Genomic DNA, 16922 nt, shown 5'->3' on the forward strand with positions numbered 1-16922 from the left:
CGATGCTGCTCGACCTTCCCTCGACGCGAGAGGAATCGTGGCGCTGGGGTGATCCGGCGGCGATCGCGGCGGCGGCTGGACTGCCGCGCGGCGCCGCGCTGGACGCCGATGCGTGGTTTATGGACCTGCCGGGTGCGCGTGCGCTGTTCGTCGATGGCGTGCTGGATCAGAGTCGGAGCGATCTGCGCCATGTCACAATGACGGCGATCAATGGCGGCGAGCATGCGCTTGGTCGTCGCACCACGGGTAGCGGTTGGTCGATACGAGTCGAGGCGAACGCCGGCGTTGAGCTTCTCCAGATCGTCCACATCGCGACCGGTGGTGAGAACCAGCTTCCGGCGGAGATCGTGCTGGCCGATGGCGCGAGCGCTTCGGTGGTCGAGACGTATGTCGGGGCTGGCTGGTCGAACCGGTCGACGCGGATGATGCTTGGCAAGGGTGCGAAGCTGACGCGCGCGGTGCGGCTGCTTCAGGCGAACGGCTTCGTGTCGTTGCGCGACGAGGTCGAGATCGGCGCGGAGGCGAGCTTGATCGTGACGGTGCTTGGCGCGGGCGATGCCGGGACGCGGATCGATGGGTCCGTGACGGTGACGGGCGACGATGCGTTTGCCGAATATGGTGGCGCGTTGCTGACGCGGCATGGCCAGCGGCAGGAATGTGCGGTGTCGGTGCGGCACGCGGCGCTGAACGGGCAGAGCAAGCAGATCTGGCGTGCGGTCGCCGCGGACAAATCGACGGCGAGCCTTGCGGCGCGGGTTGAGGTGGCGCGCGATGCGCAGAAGACCGACGGCGTGCAGTCGTTGCGCGGGTTGCTGTTGCAGCGCACCGCCACGGTCAACCTGAAGCCCGAGCTGGAAATTTTCGCGGACGACGTGAAGTGCGCACACGGCGCGACGGTCGGCGAGCTCGATCAGCGCGCGCTGTTCTACATGCAGAGCCGCGGCATCCCGCACGCCAAGGCGCAGGCGCTGCTCACGCGCGCGTTCGTCGGCGATGCGTTCGTCCAGATCGCGGACGATACGGTGCGCGAGGCTTTCGTGGCGGACGCCGATGCGTGGCTGGAGCGGGCGTTGTGAGTGTGATCGCCGACGTTCGTCCCCTGGATCGCCTGTCGGATTTCCCCGCGATCCCCGAGGGTTGGGCGTATCTCGATACCGCTGCGACTGCGCAGAAGCCGCAGGTGGTGGTCGATGCGATCACGCGCGCGTATGGCGAGACCTACGCCACCGTGCACCGCGGCGTGTACCAGCGGTCCGCTGACATGACGGTCGCGTATGAGGCGGCGCGTAAGGCCGTCGCGCGGTTCATCGGTGCGGGTTCGCCTGATGAGATCGTGTTCGTGCGCGGTGCTACCGAGGCGATTAATCTTGTCGCGCAGTGCTGGGCCGGAACGCAGTTGAAGGCGGGCGATCGCATTCTGCTCTCCATGCTCGAGCATCACTCGAACATCGTGCCGTGGCAGATGGTCGCGGAAGCGCGCGGCGTCGCGATCGACGTGTTGCCTTTGACGCCCGACCACCGCATCGATCTCGACGCGATGGAGCGGATGATCACGCCGGCGCACAAGCTGGTCGCGCTCGGGCATGTCTCGAACGTGCTCGGCTCGGTGCTCGACGCCAAGCGCGCGACCGAGATCGCGCATTCGGTCGGCGCGAAAATCCTGCTCGACGGGTGCCAATCGGTGCCGCGGATTACGGTCGACGTGAAGACGATCGGCTGCGATTTCTACGTGTTCTCCGGGCACAAGCTGTACGGTCCGACCGGGATCGGCGTGCTGTGGGCGAAGCCGGAATTGCTCGACGCGATGCCGCCGTACCAGGGTGGCGGGTCGATGATCGACAAGGTGTCGTTCGCCAAGACCACTTACGCGCCGCCGCCGGGACGGTTCGAGGCGGGGACGCCGCATATCGTCGGGGCATTGGGGCTGCATGCGGCGATCGACTATGTCGAGAGCATCGGGCTCGACGCGATCCACGCGCATGAGACCGCGCTGGTGACGGCGACGCGCGAGGCGCTGTCGGGGATCAATTCGGTGCGCCTGTACGGCCCGGCGGACTCGGCGGGGATCGTGAGCTTAACGATTCTGGGGGTTCATCCGCACGACATCGGCACCATATTGGACGAGGAGCGCGTCGCGATCCGTGCCGGCCATCACTGCGCGCAGCCGTTGATGGAGGCGCTGGGCGTCGAGGCGACGGCACGCGCGAGCTTCGGCGTGTATAACGGGCCGGCGGACGTCGAGGCGCTAGTGCGCGGCATCGAGCGAGTAACGAGGATCTTCAAATGAGCGATCGGTTCGAGATCGAGGAAGTGGATGCCGTCGCATCGCCGCCCAAGGCGCGGGTGGTGATGGAGACGGACTCCGACGCGGAGCGCAAGCGGGATTATCTCGCGGGGTTCCTGGCGCAGAAGCCGCAGGTGGATTCGCCCGGCGAGCCCGGTGGCGCGGTGTACGATGCGATCATCGACGCGCTGAAGGAGATCTATGATCCCGAGATCCCGGTGAATATCTATGACCTGGGGCTGATCTACGGCGTCGAAGTGACCGAGGACGGGCACGCGGTGGTGGCGATGACGCTGACCACGCCGAACTGTCCGGTCGCGGAGTCGATGCCGGCCGAGGTCGAGATGCGGGTCGGGTCGGTGCCGGGGGTCGGGTTCGCGGAAGTGAACCTGGTCTGGGATCCGCCTTGGGATCCGCAGAAGATGTCGGACGAGGCTAAGTTAGAGCTGGGCATGCTGTAATCATTCCCCTTCCGCTTGCGGGAGGGGTTAGGGGAGGGGAGAGCGGAACGCTGCTGTTCAAGCCCTCCCCCGACCCCTCCCGCAGGCGGGAGGGGAGCAGAAGGAATTGATGATGGCGACGACATTGCGAGCACGGCCGGCGGCGCTGAACCTCACGGCGACGGCGCTCGCGCGGATTGCGGACCTGATGGCGCGTGCTCCGGAAGATGCGATCGGCGTTAAACTTTCGACGCCCAAGCGCGGCTGTTCCGGGCTGGCCTATTCGGTCGACTACGTCACCGAGGCCAAGCCTTTCGACGAGCGGATCGATACGCCGGGGGGGACCCTGTTCGTCGACGGCGGGTCGATTTTGTACCTGATCGGGTCGACTATGGATTGGGTCGAGGACGACTTCACCGCCGGCTTCGTGTTCCAGAACCCGAACGCCAAGGGAGCTTGCGGGTGTGGGGAAAGCTTCACGGTCTGAGAGTTGCCGTAAGGTAACGTGTTTCCCCGCGAAGGCGGGGACCCAGACTGGGCTCCCGCCTTCGCGGGAGAACAAGGACTAGCAGACTGCCGTTCGATTTCGGCTCCTCTTCTACCACCCCGGCGAAGGCCGGGGCCCAGTTGAAAAACGCTGCTGACATTGCGCTGCGCATGGTCACGATGACATTGCCAACTGGACCCCGGCCTCCGCCGGGGAGGATATTGACGCTCGGGTAAGTGGTTCGCCGCTGGCCTTGCCCCCCGGTCCCGTCCTGTGCCACTCCCCGCCCAACGAGAGGGGATATCCGTGGCCAGTCTGTTTCGCCGAAAAATCGTCACCGAGCAGCCGCCCGAGCATCAGCTAGCGCGGACGCTGTCGTGGCCGCACCTCGTGGCGATGGGCGTCGGCGGGATCGTCGGCACCGGCATCCTCACGCTGATCGGCGTCGGCGCAGGGCTCGCTGGTCCCGCCGTGATCCTGTCCTTCATCATCGCCGGCGGGATCTGTGCCTGCGCGGCGCTCGCCTATGCCGAGATGGCGACGATGATCCCCGCCTCGGGCAGCGCCTACACCTACAGCTATGTCGTGCTCGGCGAGTTGATCGCGTGGGCGATCGGCTGGTCGCTAATCCTCGAATATTCGCTGGTGGTATCGACCGTCGCGGTCGGCTGGTCGGGCTATGCGACGCCGTTGCTGCAACACTGGCTGCCGATCGATCCGAAAGTATTTACCGCGATGACCCGGGGGCCTGAGCTTAGCGGCTACGTAAACCTGCCCGCCGTGTTCATCATCGCCGTCGTCGCTGGGCTGCTGTCGTTCGGTACGCGCGAGAGCGCCACGCTGAACGCGGTCCTCGTCGGGGTGAAGATGATCGCCCTGGCCGTGTTCGTGTTCATTACGCTGCACTATTTCAACAGCGCCAACCTGCACCCTTTCATGCCCTACGGCTTCCCCAAGGCCGTGCAGCCCGATGGGGCGGAGCGGGGCGTGATGGCGGCGGCGTCGATCATCTTCTTTGCTTTCTATGGCTTCGACGCGATCTCCACCGCGGCTGAGGAGACGAAGAATCCGGGGCGCGATCTTGCGATCGGGATCGTCGGGTCGATGGTCGCCTGCATCGCGATCTACATCCTCGTTGCGGTCGCCGCGGTGGGTGCTCTGTCGTACACCCGGTTTGCCGGCAGCGCAGAGCCGCTCGCGCTGATCCTCCGCGAGATCGGTCGGCCCGGGTTCGCGACCTTCCTGGGTGCATCCGCCGTGATCGCATTGCCGACGGTGCTGCTCGCGTTCCTGTTTGGGCAGAGCCGGATTTTCTTCACGATGGCGCGTGACGGGTTGCTCCCGTTGAGCCTCGCGAAGGTCTCGAAGCGTGGCGCGCCCGTGCGTATCACGTGGATCACCGCGGCGATCGTTGCCGTCATCGCAGGGCTGTTGCCGCTCGCCGAGATCGCCGCGCTCGCCAATGCGGGGACGCTCGCCGCATTCGTCGCGGTCTGCGCCTGCATGCTGGTGATGCGCCGCCGCGCGCCCGACGCGATCCGGACGTTCCGGGCACCGGCTGCGACGCTGGTCGGGACGATCGGTATCCTCGGCTGCCTGTATCTGTTCTTCAGCCTGCCTTCGAAGACGCAGCTGTATTTCGGGCTGTGGAACCTGCTCGGACTGGTGATCTACTTCGTCTACGCACGGCCGAGGGCGCTGGCCGAATGAGCGGCTGGACGATCGGGATTATCGGCGGGTCGGGGCTGTACGCGGTTGATGGGATCGAGGACGGGCGTTGGCAGACGGTCGAGACGCCTTGGGGCGAGCCGTCCGATGCGATCTATACCGGGCGGGTCGGGCATGTCGGGGTGGCGTTCCTGCCGCGGCATGGGCGGGGACACCGGATCTCGCCGTCGGAGCTGAACGCACGGGCGAACATCGATGCGTTAAAGCGGCTTGGCGTGACGGACGTGCTGGCGGTGTCGTCGGTCGGGTCGCTGATCGAGCAACGGCCGCCGGGCAGTTTTACCGTGGTCGACCAGTTCATCGATCGTACCAAAGGGCGGCCGTCGAGCTTTTTCGGCACCGGCCTCGTCGCGCACGTCTCGATGGCCGACCCGGTCTGCCCGCGCCTGTCGCGTTATGCCGCCGACGCCGCGCGGGAGGCGGGCGCGCAGGTCGACGACGTGGGCACGTATTTCGCGATGGAAGGCCCGCAATTCTCGACGCGGGCGGAAAGCCGGCTTTACCGCCAATGGGGCTGCGACGTCATCGGGATGACCGCGATGCCTGAGGCGAAGCTCGCGCGGGAGGCGGAGCTTCCGTACGCGCTGGTCGGGATGGTGACGGATTACGATTGCTGGCGCGAGGACGAGGTGGGCGTCGATGTCGCGCAGGTCGTGGCGCAGCTTGGTGCGAATGCGGCGAAGGCTCGGGCGATGGTGATGGCGCTGCTGCGCGCGTTGCCGGTGGAGCGGGAGGCTTCGCCGATCGATACGTGCCTCGATAGCGCGATCATTACGGCGCGGGAGGCTCGCGATCCCGCGCTGGTGGCGAAGCTGGATGCTGTGGCGGGGCGGGCGCTTTCTAGGGGCTGAAGCTTGGCCTTGCCCTCACCTTTCCCACCGGCAAGAGCCGGCGGGCCCCTTCCCTCTCCCGATGGGAGAGGGGGAGACGGCGAAGGCGGCGAGGGTGAGGGCAGGGGGCGCTAGCGATGGCGCTTGGAACCCTGGGCTCCCGCTTTCGCGGGAGAACAAGGTTGACCGGCGGTTCGTGAAAAGTTCGTCATTCGCCGCGTTCGACATATCCCTGCAACATATCGGGGCGAAGGGGAGTGCGTCGCCGCTCCCTCTCCCCCTGTGGACGGCGATTTGACCGGGTCTCCCCTGTCCCGGTCTTTTCCCTGAACTACGGGGCGATCCTTGCGATCGCCCCGCCTTTTTCGATTGGGAGTGCGGGGAATCGCGGCGAAAGCCGCGCGGCAATAGCTTGAGATTTTGGAAGTCTATCGACCCTCCCCCGCTTGGGGGAGGTGGCAGGCGGTTGCCTGAGGGAGGGGGGAGGTAAGGGGAACCTCTGTTCCGATGTCCTCCCCCTCCGTCACCTACGGCGCCACCTCCCCCTTGCGGGGGAGGATCAATAGGGCGCAGTCTTACGCGGCCAGCTTGCGCAGGACGTAGTGGAGGATGCCGCCGTTTAGGAAGTATTCCAGCTCGTTGACGGTATCGATCCGGCACTTGGTCTGGAACGTCTCGCTCGACCCGTCGGCGCGGGTCATCTTCACGGTGACGTCCTGGCGCGGGCGGATGCTCGCCACGTCGAGGATCGTGAACGTCTCAGACCCATCGAGGCCGAGCGTCTTGCGATCGGTGCCTTCCGCGAACTGCAATGGCAGCACGCCCATGCCGACCAGGTTCGAGCGGTGGATGCGCTCGAAGCTTTCGGTGATGACCGCGCGGACGCCGAGCAGGTTGGTGCCCTTCGCCGCCCAGTCGCGCGACGAGCCGGTGCCGTATTCCTTGCCGGCGAGGATCACGAGCGGGGTGCCGTCCTGCTTGAAGCGCATCGCCGCGTCGTAGATCGCCATGACTTCGCCGTCGTACTTCGACATGCCGCCCTCGATGCCGGGGACCATCTCGTTCTTGATGCGGATGTTGGCGAAGGTGCCGCGCATCATCACGTCATGGTTGCCGCGACGCGCGCCATAGCTGTTGAAGTCCGCCTTGCTGACCTGATGCTCCTGCAGGAAGCGACCTGCGGGGCTGTCGGCCTTGATCGAACCGGCCGGCGAGATGTGATCGGTGGTGATCGAATCGCCGAGGATCGCGAGCGGCTTGGCGTCGATGATGTCCTGCACGGGGGCGGGGGTCATCGACAGGCCGTCGAAGTAGGGCGGGTTGGCGACATAGGTCGACCCGGCGCGCCACTGGTACGTGTCCGAACCCGTGACGTCGATCTCGCGCCACTTGGCGTCGCCCGCATAGACGTCGCCGTAGCGCGCACCGAACATGCCGGCGTCGATGTTGGCGTCCATCGTCGTGCGGACTTCCTCGTTGGTGGGCCAGATATCGCGCAGATACACGTCCTGACCGTCCGATCCCTGACCCAGCGGCGTCTCGATCATGTCGGTCGTGACGGTGCCCTTGATCGCATAGGCGACGACGAGCGGCGGCGAGGCGAGGAAGTTGGCGCGGACGTCGGGCGACACGCGGCCCTCGAAGTTGCGGTTGCCCGAGAGCACCGATGCGGCAACGAGGTCGTTCTCGTTGATCGCAGCAGAGATCGCAGGCGCGAGCGGGCCCGAGTTGCCGATGCAGGTGGTGCAACCGTAACCGACGAGGTTGAAGCCGAGCGCGTTCAGGTCCGCGGTGAGCCCAGCCTTGTCGAGATAGTCGGTGACGACCTGCGAACCGGGCGCGAGCGAGGTCTTCACCCAAGGCTTCGACTTCAGGCCGAGTGCGTTGGCCTTGCGCGCGACGAGCCCTGCGGCGACCAGCACCGACGGGTTCGACGTGTTGGTGCAGCTGGTGATCGCGGCGATCACGACGTCGCCGTCGCCGATGTCATGCTCGCGGCCTTCGACGGCGACGCGGGCGGGCTGCTCCTTGTGGTAGAGCTTGTGGAGGTCGCTGTTGAAGACCTCGTCGACCTTGTTGAGGCTGACGCGGTCCTGCGGGCGCTTCGGGCCGGCGAGCGACGCGACGACGGTGCCCATGTCGAGTTCGAGCGTGTCGGTGAAGACGGGGTCCTCGGCGTTCTCGTCGCGCCAGAAGCCGTTCGCCTTGGCGTACGCTTCGACCAGCTCGACGTTCTCGTCCGAACGCGCGGTGAGGCGCATGTAGTCGAGCGTCTTGTCGTCGATCGGGAAGAAGCCGCAGGTTGCGCCATATTCGGGCGCCATGTTGGCGATCGTCGCGCGGTCGGCGAGCGTCATCGACGACAGGCCGGGGCCGAAGAACTCGACGAAGCGGCCGACCACGCCCTTGGCGCGCAGCATCTGCGTGACGGTGAGCACGAGATCGGTGGCGGTGATGCCCTCGTTCAGCTTGCCGAGCAGCTTGAAGCCGACGACCTCGGGGATCAGCATCGACACGGGCTGGCCGAGCATCGCGGCCTCGGCCTCGATCCCGCCAACGCCCCAGCCGAGCACGCCGAGACCGTTGATCATCGTGGTGTGGCTATCGGTGCCGACCAGCGTGTCCGGATACGCGATCATCGTGCCGTCGCCGTGGTCACCCGACGACGCTGACGACCAGACGGCCTGGCCGATATATTCCAGATTTACCTGGTGGCAGATGCCGGTGCCGGGGGGGACGACCTGGAAATTGTCGAGTGCCTTCGAACCCCACTTCAGGAACTCGTAGCGCTCGATGTTGCGCTCGTATTCGAGGTCGACGTTGTCGTGGAACGCCTGCGGGGTGCCGAATTCGTCGACCATCACCGAGTGATCGATGACGAGGTGGACGGGGACCTGCGGGTTGATCTTCTCAGGGTTGCCGCCGAGCTTGGTCATCGCGTCGCGCATCGCGGCGAGGTCGACCACGCAGGGAACACCGGTGAAATCCTGCATAAGTACGCGGGCGGGGCGATACTGGATCTCGCGGTCGCTGCGACGCTCCTTCTGCCAGTCGACGATCGCCTGGATATCCTCGCGCGTGACGGTCACGCCGTCCTCGAAGCGGAGCAGGTTCTCGAGAAGGACCTTCATCGAGAAGGGCAGGCGACTGATGTCGCCGAGCTGTTCCGACGCCTTGGCGAGGCTGTAATAGTCGTACGACTTGCCGCCGGTCGACAGGCTGGTGCGGGTCTTGAGGGTATCCTGGCCAATGGCAGTCATAGGGGTCCTTCCCGTGGGCGTCGGGCCGCCGGGCGCCGAGGGGACAGCCATATAGGCCACGCGGGCGCGTCGGGGACCGAGCGAAAAATGCTGTTACCGGGAGGGCCTTAGCAAGGGGGAGCGGATCGGGGAAGGGCGCGGGAGTGCCGTGGGCCGGTTATTCCGCCTTCGCGTTGCCGAGTGGACGAGTGCACTGGCGCGTCAGGCTGAGGGGGTAGGCCGGCGCGTCAGGCGGGACCATCACTTTCGTGGACGCCGGCCGCGCGTCGCAGGAACAGGTTCATGCGATCGACCGCGGAACGGGTGAGCGTTATAGTGCCGCCGTCCGAATAGGGCTCGATCTGCGCATCCGCGACGAGATGTGCGAGCCAGCGCTGGCCCACCGCTGGCGGCGTGTTCGTTAGCGCCATCAGGTCGGGTGCGGTAATGGCCTCATCGCTGGCTTCGGCGACGAACAGCCGCAACAGCATGTTCCATGCGTGTTCGTCGAAGATCTCGCTGGGAAATATGTCCCCGCGCATGTCGCGTACCGTGAGGAGGTTTTCCGCGGTGCGGACCGAGTCGGTGTCGATTGCCATACGCTAACATGACAGATCGCGGTTGCGACGCGCTAGCAAAAATAGCGCGATTTCGTGACTAACACAGGTTGCTGAGAGCCGTGATAACCTAACACATTGCGCACGATCGCCGCGATGGCGAACGTGGGACATGGGCCCCGATACCGACGACACACGGATTCTGCGCGATGCCATCGAACATGCCTTGGCAATTGCCGATGCGCAGCGACGGTATCTGATGGCGGCGTTGCTGGCACATTGCCTCGACGAACTGGCGGACAACCCTCCAACAAGCGCATGATGGTGCCAAGCCGGGCACCGCCTTTGTTCATTATCGCCGCTGTCGTCACGAAACACCGAAGCGTCCAAACCGGCCGAGCGGTGACAATTTTACAACGTTAAAGACAGAATGTTACAGTTCCCTGAATAAGGCGTAGTCATTGATTGCGTTCCCAAAATGGTCTGCATACCCTCTCCATATTGGCGTACGTCCCAGAGCGGGTGGCGCGAACAAGGGGATGTAACGTGACGACTATCGCTACCTCGCGCACGCGCGGCGCACGCACCGGATCGCGCCATGCGCGCGCGGCCTTGCTGACCTCGACGGCGTTGCTCGCCGCGGCGGCGCTGCCGTCGATCGCTGCCGCGCAGGACCGCCTGCCGCGCATGGAATCGATCGCCTACGGAAGCACGCTGAACCCGGTCGATGTCGTTTCCGAACCCAACATCGTGATCTCGGCACCGGGCACGCCGACCACGGCGCAGGATGTCGCTGGCGGCGTCAACGGCGTAGGCCAGATGACGATCTCGACGGGCGGCGGCGGCGTCGGCCTGTGCACGGGGACGCTGATCAATCCGCGCACCGTGATCTTCGCCGCGCACTGCGTGAACGAGAACGCTGCCGGCACCGGCGCGCAAAACCCCTGGGGCTACGGCGCGCAGGGCGGTGGCATCCCGATCGCGTTCGGTTTCCAGCAGAACAACCGTCCAGCGCTGCTCGACTGGTTCCTACCGACCACCGCGACCGGCGCGGTCAACACGCAGCAGTACAAGACCAACACCGCCAACTTCCTCTATAACGTCAACCAGGTCGTCTATAACGCCGACTCGCTGAAGCTCGGGCTCGCGCAGAACTTCCTGCAGGGCGACGTCGCGATCGCGGCGCTGGACACGCCCGCGGCCAACGTGCCGACCTGGGCGCTGCTGCTGTCGGCGCTGCCCGCACCTGCCGCGATCAGCGACACCACCGGCACCGGCTACCACGTCACGATCACCGGCTATGGTCGCAACGGCCAGGGCGGTACGCTCGTCGGCGACACCAACGGAATCGATTACCGCCGTCGCATCGCCGAGAACACGATCGGCATCCTCGGCTCGTTCGACGACCTCAACGGCTTCCTCTACGGCTCGATCGATGGGATGCCGCAGAACCTGTATCAGCTCGATTTCGACGATCCCCGCCGTGGCACCGCCGCTGCCAGCCCGTACGACTTCAACATTTTCAAGGACAACGCACTACCCAACGAGGGAACGACCGCAGGTGGGGATTCGGGTGGGCCGCTGATCCTCGACCGGACTTTCGCCAAGCAGGTCGTGATCGGCGTGTTGTCGGGCGGTAACCGCTTTTACAACGAGACACCGTTCGGAGCTTACGGGACGGCGAGTTTCTACCAGCCGCTGTATCTGTTCGCGGACTATATCGCTGCCAACAACCCCTATCGCTATGTGCAGACCAAGACCGGCGACGGCTTGTGGACCGATGCGTCGCACTGGGTGACCGCGCTCGATCCGAACTACCAGATCATCGTCGACGGCAAGCTCGTGAACGGCGTTCCCACCACCGTCGGTGCGGGCATCGCAGGCGATGGCAACAAGTTCGGTCAGGTCTGCTTTGAGATCGACTGTCTCGATGTGAAGACCGGCGTCGAGACGATCGGCGGCGTACCGGTGGCCAACGGGCCACGTCCTGCCGCCGGACCTGCGCTAGCGGCGCTGTCGCCCACGCTTGCCAACGGCCTGCCGGGCGCGAGCAATTTCGTGCCAAACAACATCGATCCCGATCGCACGACACAGCGTAGCGCACGCTATTACGACGTCACGTTGTCGGCGGCGGGCACGACCACGCTAAACTCCGCGGTGACGGTCGACAAGTTCACCGTCGCGGGCAGCACGGCGAAGCTGGCGGTGACGTCGGCCGGGTCGCTCACCAGCCTGATGGCGATCAACCAGGTGACCGGCGTCGTCCAGAACGACGGCGTGATCTCGACCCCCGGCGATTACTTCATGCTGTCGGGCATGCTCACCGGTTCGGGGCGGATCAACACGCCATTCTTCACCAGCGTCGCCGGGATGATCGCACCCGGCACGACGGGGACGATCGGCACGCTGACGATCGGCGGCAACGGCGTGCTCGCCTCGAGCACCAACCTGCTGGTCGATCTCGGCCCGAACGGCACCTCGGACAAGCTCGCCTTCGCGGCGACGACGTTCAATGCGGCAGGGGCCGCGACCAACGGCATCGTCAGCCTCAGCGGTCGCGTCGGGTTCGCGCCGGTCGCCGGCTATACCGTGCGGTATAACGATCTCTACACGATCCTGACCGCACAGGGCGGCATCACGGGCGCGTTCGGTGCGGCGACCCCGCTGAGCGCGATCCTGACACCGAGCTACGTCTACAGTGCCAATGCGGTGCAGGTCCGGATCCTCGCGGGTCAGTATCGCAACGTCGTCGATGCAACGCCGGTCCAGTCGGCCTATGCCGGGCTGCTCGACCAGAACCGCTCCAATTATGCGGCGCTGAGTGGGGTATATGGCTCGCTCGACCTGCAGAATGCGGCGACGATCCGCTCGACGCTCGAGGGCCTTGCGCCGCGGGCCGAGACGCTCAAGTCGAGCCTCGGCGTCGCGTCGATCGACACGATGTCGCGCTTCTACCGTGATCACATCGCGCAGATCGATACGCGTGGCGGGCTCGGCGGTACGCTCGCGCTGATCGGCAAGCCGGTCCAGGTCGCCTCGCTGATGGCGAGCGACCTGCCGGGTGGGCAGGACACGATGAGCGACTCGAGCGGCACCGTGTTGCAGCAGGGTCGTCTGCCCGACGACATGAGCGGCTTCATCGCGGGCGGCTATATCGACGGCAAGAGCCGGTCGATGCCGGGGACCAATCCGTTCGGCGGGCATGACAAGTTCGACGGCTATTTCGCGGCTGTCGGTCTTGAAAAGCAGGCAGGCGAGGGCGGCGTGATCGGCTTCTCGTTCTCGTACACCAACACCGACGGAACAACCGGCGGGATCGCGCAGCGCGCGAAGGGCGAGCTGTTCCAGGGCACGCTGTACGGCAAGCTGGAGACCGCATCGGGGATCGTCCTCGATACGCAGTTCAGCGCGGGTGCGTTCGTCGCCAAGACCGATCGCAATGTCGGCTTCGTCGGCACGAACTATCGCCTGCGCGGCACCGACAATGCGTTGACCGTGGTCAGCGAGGTAGGCCTCGGCAAGGCGTTCGACCTTTCGACGCTCAAGGTCGGACCGCGGGTGTCGATGCGCGCCAGCCATATCGGCTTCGGCAAGTCGATCGAGAATGGCGGCGGACCGGCCCTGTTCGTCGATCGCGACAGCTTCGACAGCCTGCAGGGACGCGCCGGGCTGGTGCTCAGCGGCAGTGGTTCATTCCGGCCTTATGCCGCCGCGAACTACGTCCATGACTTCCAGTCGACGCCGGGCGTGTTCGGTGCGAACTTCGTCGGCGGGATCGGCCCGAACGCACTGTTCGCGCTGGCCGGGCAGGACAAGAACTGGGGCGAGATCAGCGCCGGGCTGACGCTGGTCGGCGACAGCGTCGACATCTCGGTCGGCGCGGACACCACCGTCGAGCGCAAGGACGTTTCGAACCAGTCGTACAAGGGCTCGATCAAGATCCGCTTCTGATCGGGGGCGTTCCAGATCGTTGTATTGGCGAAAGGGTCATCCGCTCGTGCGGGTGGCCCTTTTCGTATTCGCTGCCGAGCATGCGTGAGCTTTGGGGGACTAAGCTCTTTCGCGGCGCCCCGATCCACCAGTCCGTCATCCTGACGAAAGTCAGGATCCAGAGCCGTAATGGGCGGTCCTCCGTTACCCTGGATCCTGACTTTCGTTAGGATGACGGAGGGTGGGAGCGCGCACACGGACGACTTGTCGTACCTCGGGCCGCCACGACACGAACGTCCGCCGTCCTCACCTCAACATGCAAAACGTGCAATTGACTGCCTGGGCAATGGTTGCCATGGCAACGGTATGGCGTTCTACACCAAATCGGAATTCGGGCCGGACTGTTCGCTCGGTTACCTCGCGCGGCGGATCCATCAGATCGGGCAGAGCCTGATCGAGCCGGTGTTCGCGGCGGAGGGCCTGTCCGGGACACAATGGTCTGCGCTCATGTCCATCCTCGCAGGCCGGGCGGCGACGTGTGCCGACCTCGCGCGCGATCTTTCGCACGACAAGGGCGCGACGACGCGGCTGGTCGACGCGATGGAGCAGAACGGGTGGGTCACGCGGTCGCGCGCGAGCGACGACCGGCGCGTGCTGAATCTCGAACTGACGTCCGACGGCGAGGCGGTTGCGATCCGGTGTCGCGATAAGATCATAGAATACTGGAATAGCCTGCTGACGGGCTGGGACCGGGCCGAAATCGAGAAGTTGATCGAACTGATGCAGAAACTCCGCACGACGCTGGACGACGCTCTGACCGAAGGACGCCGCGCATGAAAATTGGCACTGCCCTGGCCCCGCTCACGGTGGCGGGGCTGCTCGCGGGGTGCGCGATCCCGGCGTCCAAGGCCGTCGTGGAGCCGGTATCGGCCACTGCGCTAGGGCTGGCTCCGGACGCGGCGCCGGTGATCGCGTCGGACTGGTGGCGGTCGTTCGGCGATCCGCAACTCGATCGGCTGGTGCGCGATGCGGTCGCGGGCAGCCCGTCGCTCGATGCGGCGCTGGCACGGGTCGCGCAGGCGCAGGCGGTGCTGTCGACGCGGCGTGCCGACAATGGCCCCGACGTGACGCTCGATGCGCAGGAGCAATTGGCGCGGCTGAGCGGGCGCTACACGATCCCGCCGCCCTATGCCGGGTCGACGCGGTTTGTCGGGTCGACCGCGGCGAACCTCAGTTGGAACCTCGATCTGTTCGGGCGGCAAAAGGCTGCGATCGAGGGCGCGCGGGCGTCGGTGCGTGCGGCTTCGCTCGACGTCGCGGCGGCGCGGATGGCGCTGTCGGGGGCGGTGGTGCAGACGTATATCGATCTCGAACGCGCCGAGGCGCAGGCGGGGATCGCCCGGCGTACGATCGCGACGCGCCAGAATTCGCTGCGGCTGGTGAACGTGCGGATCCGCAACAACCTGGCGAGCAAGCTCGACGCGCAGGCCGCGACGACGCTGCTGGCGCAGGCGCGGCAGGCGTTGCTGCGCGCGCAGGCGGCGCAGGTGCTCGCGAAGAATGCGCTGGCGGCGCTGGCCGGGCGTGGTGCGGATTATCCCGCGACGATCGGACTGACCGCGTTGCGGCTCGACGCGGCGTTGCCGTTGCCGAAGACCGTACCCGCCGACCTGCTCGCGCGACGTGCCGATATCGCGGCGGCGCAGGCACGGATCGAGGCTGCGGCCGCCGGGCGTCAGGTCGCGCGGAAAGCGTTCTATCCGAACGTCAATCTGGCGGCGCTCGCGGGGTTCCAGGCGGTCGGGCTCGGCAATCTGTTCTCGCTCGATGCGGGCACGGTCGGCGTCGGGCCGGCGGTCCATCTGCCGATCTTCGACAATGGCCGGTTGAAGGCGGATCTCGCGGGCGCGACCGCGGCGGTTGACCTGGCGACCGCGGATTACAACGACCGGGTGATCGGTGCGGTGCGCGAGGCGGGGGACGCGGTCGCGCGGATCGGGGCGCTCGATGCAGACCGGCAGCGACAGCGCGAGGTGGTGCGCGGCTATGCAGAGACCGGGCGGCTGAACGCGATCCGCGTGTCGAGCGGCCTCGATAGCCGGCTCGACCTCGTCGACAACGACGTTCGCACGCTGGCCGCCGAACAGGCCGATGCCGACCTCGCCGCCGATGCCGCGCAACAGCGCGTGCAGCTCGTGCTGGCGCTGGGTGGTGGTTATGATTTTCAGGGGATGACGCGATGACCGATACGCAAACGCCGGCGCCCGCCGCGGCTCCGACCGGCAATCCGCGCGCACGCAAGCGCGCGCTGACGATCCTAGGCGTGGTCGTCGTGATCGGCGCGATCGTGTGGGCGGTGTTCCACTTCCTGCTCGCCGCGCCTGAGCAGGAGACCGACGATGCCTATGTCGCGGGCGACGTGGTGGCGATCACCGCGCGCGATCCGGGGCAGGTGACTGCGATCCATGCGGACAACACGCAGGTCGTGAAGGCGGGCCAGCCGTTGATCGACCTCGACGCGGCGACTGCCGATGTCGGTGTTGCGTCGGCGGAGGCGGAACTCGCGCGCGCGGTGCGCGCGACGCGGTCGGACTTTTCGAAGGTGAACGAGACCGGGGCCGCGGTCGTGCAGGCGGAGGCCGAACTGGCGCGGGCGCGGAACGATCTTGCGCGTCGTCGTGGGGCTGCTGCGGAGGGCGCGATCTCGGGCGAGGAACTGAGCCACGCGGCGGACCAGGTGAAGGTGGCGAGCGCGACGCTGCAACTCGCGCGGAGCCAGCAGGCGCAGTCGAAGAACGGCGTCGTGGGCACCACGGTGTCCAACAACCCGGCGGTGCTGGCGGCGATCGCGGCCTATCGTCGCGCGGCGATCACGCGCAGCCACATGCACGTGGTGGCGCCGACCGACGGCGTTGTCGCGCAACGCACGGTGCAGCTTGGGCAGCAGGTTTCTGCGGGGATGCCGCTGATGGCTGTGGTGCCGCTCGACCGGGTGTGGGTCGATGCGAACTTCCGCGAGACGCAGTTGCGCGATCTGCGGATCGGGCAGGCGGCGACGGTGACGGCGGACATGTACGGCGACGATCTGGTCTATCATGGCCACGTGGTCGGGCTTGGCGCGGGTAGCGGGAACGCGTTCGCGCTGCTGCCGCCGCAGAACGCGAGCGGGAACTGGATCAAGATCACGCAGCGCGTGCCGGTGCGGATCGCGCTCGACAAGGGTGAACTGCGGCGCAATCCGCTGCGGGTCGGGCTGTCGGTGAACGCGACCGTCGATACGGCTGACAAGTCGGGGACGATGGTCGGGCGGCCTGCGGTGGCGGCGTATAGGGGGTTGGCGACCGGGCAGGGGGATGCCGCGGTCGATGCGAAGATCCGCCAGATCATCGCGGCTAACCGGTGATGATTGTGCGGTGGCCGCTAGTAG

13 protein-coding genes are annotated in these 16922 nt (G+C 66.2%); 11 read left to right on the top strand and 2 right to left on the bottom strand.

Translation table 11 applies throughout. The features are described 5' to 3' along the window. Window positions 1-2 precede the first annotated feature (2 nt). The 6 genes from C8J42_RS06270 (at window position 3) to C8J42_RS06295 (ending at window position 5790) form a co-directional block, all read left to right on the top strand. Entirely contained in the window at window positions 3-1076 is a 1074-nt protein-coding gene (locus tag C8J42_RS06270; protein ID WP_133019922.1) for a SufD family Fe-S cluster assembly protein, read from the top strand. Further along, window positions 1073-2287 (top strand): cysteine desulfurase, encoded by a 1215-nt coding sequence (locus C8J42_RS06275; RefSeq protein WP_133019348.1) that lies wholly within the window; start codon window positions 1073-1075, stop codon window positions 2285-2287. The genes C8J42_RS06270 and C8J42_RS06275 overlap by 4 nt, the downstream gene beginning before the upstream one ends. Then, window positions 2284-2745: an SUF system Fe-S cluster assembly protein gene (locus tag C8J42_RS06280; protein WP_056057670.1), complete on the top strand. Its 462-nt coding sequence runs from the start codon at window positions 2284-2286 to the stop codon at window positions 2743-2745. Before C8J42_RS06275 ends, C8J42_RS06280 begins: the two co-directional genes overlap by 4 nt. A gap of 112 nt (window positions 2746-2857) precedes the next feature. Beyond that, window positions 2858-3211 carry an iron-sulfur cluster assembly accessory protein gene (locus tag C8J42_RS06285; protein ID WP_133019349.1) on the top strand — a complete coding sequence of 118 codons (354 nt, stop codon included), beginning with the start codon at window positions 2858-2860 and terminating at the stop codon, window positions 3209-3211. A 306-nt stretch (window positions 3212-3517) separates the two neighbouring features. After that, window positions 3518-4921 (top strand): amino acid permease, encoded by a 1404-nt coding sequence (locus C8J42_RS06290; RefSeq protein ID WP_133019350.1) that lies wholly within the window; start codon window positions 3518-3520, stop codon window positions 4919-4921. Then, window positions 4918-5790 carry an S-methyl-5'-thioadenosine phosphorylase gene (locus tag C8J42_RS06295; protein WP_133019351.1) on the top strand — a complete coding sequence of 291 codons (873 nt, stop codon included), beginning with the start codon at window positions 4918-4920 and terminating at the stop codon, window positions 5788-5790. The genes C8J42_RS06290 and C8J42_RS06295 overlap by 4 nt, the downstream gene beginning before the upstream one ends. A gap of 554 nt (window positions 5791-6344) precedes the next feature. On the opposite strand, the gene acnA is transcribed toward C8J42_RS06295, so the two are convergent. Together acnA and C8J42_RS06305 are read right to left on the bottom strand one after the other, a co-directional pair. Further along, on the bottom strand, window positions 6345-9029 hold the full coding sequence (gene acnA, locus C8J42_RS06300) for an aconitate hydratase AcnA (RefSeq protein ID WP_133019352.1): 2685 nt from the start codon (window positions 9027-9029) through the stop codon (window positions 6345-6347). Between the two features lie 227 nt (window positions 9030-9256). Next, window positions 9257-9607 carry a hypothetical protein gene (locus C8J42_RS06305; protein WP_133019353.1) on the bottom strand — a complete coding sequence of 117 codons (351 nt, stop codon included), beginning with the start codon at window positions 9605-9607 and terminating at the stop codon, window positions 9257-9259. 130 nt (window positions 9608-9737) lie between these two features. Between C8J42_RS06305 and C8J42_RS20070 the strand changes: the two genes are divergently transcribed. From C8J42_RS20070 to C8J42_RS06325, 5 genes are all read left to right on the top strand, one after another. Continuing rightward, complete coding sequence (locus tag C8J42_RS20070) at window positions 9738-9887, top strand: hypothetical protein (protein ID WP_165895445.1); 150 nt, start codon at window positions 9738-9740, stop codon at window positions 9885-9887. 224 nt (window positions 9888-10111) lie between these two features. Further along, window positions 10112-13516, top strand: coding sequence for an autotransporter outer membrane beta-barrel domain-containing protein (locus C8J42_RS06310; RefSeq protein WP_243644153.1), 3405 nt, complete (start codon window positions 10112-10114; stop codon window positions 13514-13516). Between the two features lie 345 nt (window positions 13517-13861). Continuing rightward, window positions 13862-14332, top strand: coding sequence for a MarR family transcriptional regulator (locus tag C8J42_RS06315; RefSeq protein ID WP_133019354.1), 471 nt, complete (start codon window positions 13862-13864; stop codon window positions 14330-14332). Next, entirely contained in the window at window positions 14329-15738 is a 1410-nt protein-coding gene (locus tag C8J42_RS06320; protein WP_133019355.1) for an efflux transporter outer membrane subunit, read from the top strand. The genes C8J42_RS06315 and C8J42_RS06320 overlap by 4 nt, the downstream gene beginning before the upstream one ends. Next, on the top strand, window positions 15735-16898 hold the full coding sequence (locus C8J42_RS06325) for an efflux RND transporter periplasmic adaptor subunit (RefSeq protein WP_133019356.1): 1164 nt from the start codon (window positions 15735-15737) through the stop codon (window positions 16896-16898). The genes C8J42_RS06320 and C8J42_RS06325 overlap by 4 nt, the downstream gene beginning before the upstream one ends. The last annotated feature ends 24 nt before the right edge of the window (window positions 16899-16922 follow it).

The organism is Sphingomonas sp. PP-CE-1A-559 (assembly GCF_004340965.1).
In the GTDB taxonomy this organism is placed as follows: domain Bacteria; phylum Pseudomonadota; class Alphaproteobacteria; order Sphingomonadales; family Sphingomonadaceae; genus Sphingomonas.

Excerpts from the sequence above, each read along its gene's own strand:
- C8J42_RS06270 (WP_133019922.1), top strand. The coding sequence starts at position 3 with ATGCTGCTCGACCTTCCCTCGACGCGAGAGGAATCGTGGCGCTGGGGT.
- C8J42_RS06280 (WP_056057670.1), top strand. The coding sequence starts at position 2,284 with ATGAGCGATCGGTTCGAGATCGAGGAAGTGGATGCCGTCGCATCGCCG.
- C8J42_RS06285 (WP_133019349.1), top strand. The coding sequence starts at position 2,858 with ATGGCGACGACATTGCGAGCACGGCCGGCGGCGCTGAACCTCACGGCG.
- C8J42_RS06295 (WP_133019351.1), top strand. The coding sequence starts at position 4,918 with ATGAGCGGCTGGACGATCGGGATTATCGGCGGGTCGGGGCTGTACGCG.
- acnA (WP_133019352.1), bottom strand. The coding sequence starts at position 9,029 with ATGACTGCCATTGGCCAGGATACCCTCAAGACCCGCACCAGCCTGTCG.
- C8J42_RS06305 (WP_133019353.1), bottom strand. The coding sequence starts at position 9,607 with ATGGCAATCGACACCGACTCGGTCCGCACCGCGGAAAACCTCCTCACG.
- C8J42_RS20070 (WP_165895445.1), top strand. The coding sequence starts at position 9,738 with ATGGGCCCCGATACCGACGACACACGGATTCTGCGCGATGCCATCGAA.
- C8J42_RS06315 (WP_133019354.1), top strand. The coding sequence starts at position 13,862 with ATGGCGTTCTACACCAAATCGGAATTCGGGCCGGACTGTTCGCTCGGT.
- C8J42_RS06320 (WP_133019355.1), top strand. The coding sequence starts at position 14,329 with ATGAAAATTGGCACTGCCCTGGCCCCGCTCACGGTGGCGGGGCTGCTC.
- C8J42_RS06325 (WP_133019356.1), top strand. The coding sequence starts at position 15,735 with ATGACCGATACGCAAACGCCGGCGCCCGCCGCGGCTCCGACCGGCAAT.